Source organism: Flavobacterium sp. (assembly GCF_044341185.1).
GTDB lineage: Bacteria > Bacteroidota > Bacteroidia > Flavobacteriales > Flavobacteriaceae > Flavobacterium.
In genome coordinates, this window is the sequence record NZ_JBIISE010000063.1 from 1 (window position 1) to 4,708 (window position 4,708).

3 protein-coding genes and 2 pseudogenes are annotated in these 4,708 nt (G+C 31.2%); 4 read left to right on the forward strand and 1 reads right to left on the reverse strand.

Going from position 1 to position 4,708, the window contains the following annotated elements; genetic code table 11:
* A pseudogene (locus ACIQZ1_RS09525) lies at positions 1-576 on the reverse strand (phosphoglucosamine mutase); the annotation flags it as partial.
* Between the two features lie 245 nt (positions 577-821).
* Here ACIQZ1_RS09525 and ACIQZ1_RS09530 point away from each other — a divergent pair.
* The 4 genes and pseudogenes from ACIQZ1_RS09530 (at position 822) to ACIQZ1_RS09545 (ending at position 4,651) form a co-directional block, all read left to right on the forward strand.
* Entirely contained in the window at positions 822-1,430 is a 609-nt protein-coding gene (locus ACIQZ1_RS09530) for an ACP phosphodiesterase (RefSeq protein ID WP_396160817.1), read from the forward strand.
* Complete coding sequence (locus ACIQZ1_RS09535; protein ID WP_396160819.1) at positions 1,408-2,076, forward strand: DNA alkylation repair protein; 669 nt, start codon at positions 1,408-1,410, stop codon at positions 2,074-2,076. The genes ACIQZ1_RS09530 and ACIQZ1_RS09535 overlap by 23 nt, the downstream gene beginning before the upstream one ends.
* Before the next feature lie 76 nt (positions 2,077-2,152).
* A pseudogene (locus ACIQZ1_RS09540) lies at positions 2,153-3,950 on the forward strand (chloride channel protein).
* Between the two features lie 113 nt (positions 3,951-4,063).
* Positions 4,064-4,651, forward strand: coding sequence for a hypothetical protein (locus ACIQZ1_RS09545; RefSeq protein WP_396160821.1), 588 nt, complete (start codon positions 4,064-4,066; stop codon positions 4,649-4,651).
* The last annotated feature ends 57 nt before the right edge of the window (positions 4,652-4,708 follow it).

A 4,708-nucleotide genomic window follows, 5' to 3' on the forward strand; every position in this document is an offset into this window, starting at 1 on the left:
TACTCCATCTACAACAACCTTATATTTTTTAGTTTTCACTAAATCGGCATCTACTAAAGGCAATTCCAATACTTCATCAATATGAATATCCATATAGGCATCGTTAACCGTAACTTCTCCTAAACTATCAACATCTACAAAATCAAACGCTTCTGCCTCCGCAATTTCTAATATTTTAGCACCTTCTGCCCCACTTAAAAATTCGCCTTTGGCATTTAATAATTTTAAAGCATTCCATTGTTTCGGATTGTGAGAAGCTGTTAAAATAATACCACCATCAGCTTGTTCCATTGGTACGGCCACTTCTACTGTTGGCGTGGTAGAAAGTCCTAAATCGATAACATCAATTCCTAAACCTAAAAGGGTATTTTGGACTAAATTATGTATCATAGGTCCTGAAATACGAGCATCACGACCAATTACAACTTTTAATTTTCTATCGGTTACGTTCGAATTATTTTTCAAAAAAGTACCATAAGCTGATGCAAATTTTACCGCATCTACAGGCGTTAAGTTATCGCCGACTTTACCACCAATAGTGCCTCGAATTCCTGATATAGATTTTATTAATGTCATTGTTTTAGGTTTAAAAGTTTAAAGGTTTATTAGTTTAGAAGTAAACCCCAAATAAAGTACAAATATAAATGTTAACGATAAGATAGCAATAAAACAAGCAAAGAATTTTATATATTTACGAAAGAAATAGCAACAAACATTTTTTGTAACACAGATTTAAAAAATTATATAAATTTCTAAAATCTGTGTTTAAAAACATTTTTACATTTAAACGAACAACCAAATAAACATCTAAACTTTCAAAATTGAACTATCTCGCACATATATTCCTTTCCGATGAAGATGATTTCATTAAAATTGGCAATTTTATGGCGGATGCTGTGAAAGGAAAACACTATGAGCAGTATCCAGTTGGGATTCAAATTGGAATTAAATTACACCGTTTTATTGATACGTATACGGATGCTCACGAAATATATCGTAAAAGCAAACATCGATTGCACGAGAAATTCGGACATTATTCAGGTGTAATTATGGATATTATTTATGATCATTTTTTAGCTAAAAACTGGTCGCTTTTTTCAAATATCGCTTTAGAAAAATATGCGGATGATTTTTATGATTTATTACAAAGTAATTACGACATCTTAGCTCCAAAAACCCAAAACCAATTGCCATATATGATAAAAACCAATTGGTTGGTCTGCTATAAATCGTTAGAAGGATTGGAATTGATTTTATTTCAAATGGATTATCGTACCAAAAACCGAGTAAATATGCCTGCTGCCATAAAGGAAGTAAAGGAATTTTATGAAGAAATGGAACAAGAATTTTTAGCGTTTTTTACAGCATTACAACATCAAACTAAATTAGAATTAGATACATTAAGAAATGAGTTTTGTTACTACAATTAAGCAACAATTTGAAGCCAATGAAAATGTGGCCTACGGAAAAAAGCAAAGTGATTATTTAAAGAATAATTTTCCTTTTTACGGCATTCAAACCCAAGCCAGACGTGATATTCTGAAAAATTGCACTTCCATTTATAAAGATGAAATTAAAACAAATTTTAGAGGCATTTGTTGGCAATTGTATCAATTTCCACACCGAGAAATGCATCACGCAGCTATTGATATTTTTCTAAAAGAAATAAAAAACAAGTACCAAATTGAAGATATCGTTTTAATTGAAAAATTACTGCTTACTAATTCTTGGTGGGACAGCGTAGATACGTTGGCTAAATATGCTGTGGGTGGCTATTTAAAAGCGTTCCCAGAAAAAACACTCGAAATTATTGAAAAGTTTTCCAATTCAGAGACAATGTGGCTCAACCGAACGGCTATTATTTTTCAATTGGGATATAAGAAAAGTACAGATTTTGAGTTACTGCGTTCCGAATGCGAAAAACACAAACATTCTACTGAATTTTTCATTCAAAAAGCTATTGGCTGGGCTTTACGCGAATACGGTTCGGTAAATCCAACTGCAGTATTACATTATGTAAATAGCACCAATTTAAAACCCTTAAGCAAGAAAGAAGCCATTAGAAAAATCATATAATTTGCAATTTTCAGCGTAAAAAAGTGCCAATTATTTTAAAAAAATAGCGTATTTTAGCCATTCTAAAAAAAACCTTGTGTTAAAGCGAATACAAAAAATAGCGCATTTTTTTGAAAACTATTTTTCTAAACTGAAGTCGGTTTTAGAGCCGCGACAGTTTTTGTATATCTCAAGTGTTTTAGTAGGATTATCAGCGGCTTTGGCGGTAATTGTACTAAAAACTTTTGCACACAATGTCTTTTTATTTTCACAATATTTAAATACAAAACTACATTTGCCTTACAGTAAAAGTACCTTACCTATTATAGGAATTTTACTAACGGTATTTGTAATTAAAAATTTCTTAAACGGAAACATACAAAAAGGCACGTCTCAAATTATGTATGCGGTTGCCAAAAAGCGCAGCGTATTACCAGACAAACAAATGTATGCGCAAATAATTACCAGTTCGTTAACCGTGGGTATGGGCGGAAGTGCCGGATTAGAGTCGCCAATTACGATTACTGGAGCGGCTTTTGGTAGTAATTATGCGTTAAAATACCGTTTAAGTTACAAAGACAGAACCTTACTTTTGGCTTGTGGTGTCGCTGCCGGAATAGCCGCTGCCTTTAACGCGCCTATTGCAGGGGTTTTGTTTGCCATTGAAGTGGTTTTAACAGAAATAAGTATTACGGCTTTTACACCCTTAATAATCAGTGCTGCAACAGGTTCTATCGTTTCGATGTTATTATTAAATGAAGATGCTTTATTTAGCTTTAAATCGATACAAGAGTTTAATTCTAAGAACATTCCGTTTTATATTATTTTAGGAATTTTGTCTGGGTTTGTTTCCATTCATTATGCCAGAAATTTTAGAAAAGTAGAACATTTTTTCGCTACACGAAGTAAAAACACCTACCGAAAAGCCTTGTTTGGTGCCTTAATTTTAGGAATATTAATTTTTATATTTCCGAGTTTATTTGGTGAAGGATATGAAGGTATTAAGCTTTTAGCCGCCAATCAGCCAGAAAAACTATTAGAAAATACCCTTTTAGAAAAATTTGAATCGAACAAATGGATTATTTTTGGTTTCATTACCTTAACCCTATTGTTTAAAGTTTTTGCGACAGGAATTACTTTAGGTGCGGGTGGAAATGGTGGTAACTTCGCTCCTTCTTTGTTTGTGGGTTCGTATTTAGGGTTTTCTACCGCGTACTTTATTAATATGCTAAAGATTACGAATTTACCTATTAGTAATTTTACTTTGGTGGGTATGTCTGGTGTATTAAGTGGTTTGTTTCACTCGCCATTAACTGCTATTTTCTTAATTGCTGAAATTACGGGTGGCTATAGTTTAATGGTGCCCTTAATGTTGGTTTCGTCTATAAGTTTTGCCATATCTAAACACTTTGAACCATACTCGTTTGACATTAAAAATTTAGCGGACAAAGGCGAAGTTTTTACGGATGATAAAGACAAAAATATTTTACAATCTATTGATGTGAAACGATTGATTAACAATGATTTTAATACCGTTACCGAATCTAAAACTTTAGAATCTTTGATTGAGAAAATTGCGAGCACAGACGATGTTATTTTCCCAGTTTTAAATGACGATAACAAACTAATAGGTTTAATTTATTTGGATGATATCCGTCCGATTATATTTTCTGCGTTTAAAGTAAAATTTACCTCGATTACAGAAGTAATGCAACCGGTAAAAGATAAAGATGTTGTTGATTTTGAGGACACCATAGAAACCATTATGAATACATTTGAAACCACAGCAAATTATTTTACCCGTGGTACAAAATAAAGTATTTATAGGCTTTATCTCCAAAGCAGATATTTTAGAAAAATACCGCGAACAATTGAAAGAATTGGTGATTGAGTAAACCTATTTTTTAGAACATTAAAATAATTTATTATATTTGGTTTATATAAAGCGAAAGAAAACTTTGCATATATAATAATTTGAGCACTTTCAAAAACAATTATTTATTTAAATATGAAAACAAAAATTATTTTATTATTCTTAACCCATTTGTCAACCTACTACTTTAGTTTTTCTCAAACTTCGGAACATCTTACATTTAAAGGCATTCCTATTGATGGCACGTTGAAAGAATATGTTTCAAAAATGACACAAAATGGTTTTTCAAATCTAAATACAGATGATGGAAAAATTTTACTAAATGGAGATTTTGCTGGTTATACAAATTGTAAAGTTAGAGTTATTGAATTGAAACAGAAAGATTTGGTTCACAAAATAGATGTCAAATTTCCAGATTTGCAAACTTGGTCAACACTTTCTGGAAATTACTTTGAATTAAAAGATATGTTAACTGATAAATATGGAAATGCAACAGAAATAGTTGAAAGATTTGATTCATATACCCAAAATATTGACGATAATAACAAAATGATAAAAGTTAAATTAGACAATTGTAAGTATTTTTCCATTTGGAAAACTGACAAAGGTAATATTCATCTTTCAATTCAACATCAAGGAATGTCAAGTTGTTATGTTACATTATTATATTCTGACAAAATAAATAGTGAAATAATGAAAGCCCTAGCAAAACGTGATTTATAAATAAAAATCACAACATTTTAGACCATATTTGTTATGCAATATTTTACCACTATTATT

Excerpts from the sequence above, each read along its gene's own strand:
- ACIQZ1_RS09535 (WP_396160819.1), top strand. The coding sequence starts at position 1,408 with ATGAGTTTTGTTACTACAATTAAGCAACAATTTGAAGCCAATGAAAAT.
- ACIQZ1_RS09545 (WP_396160821.1), top strand. The coding sequence starts at position 4,064 with ATGAAAACAAAAATTATTTTATTATTCTTAACCCATTTGTCAACCTAC.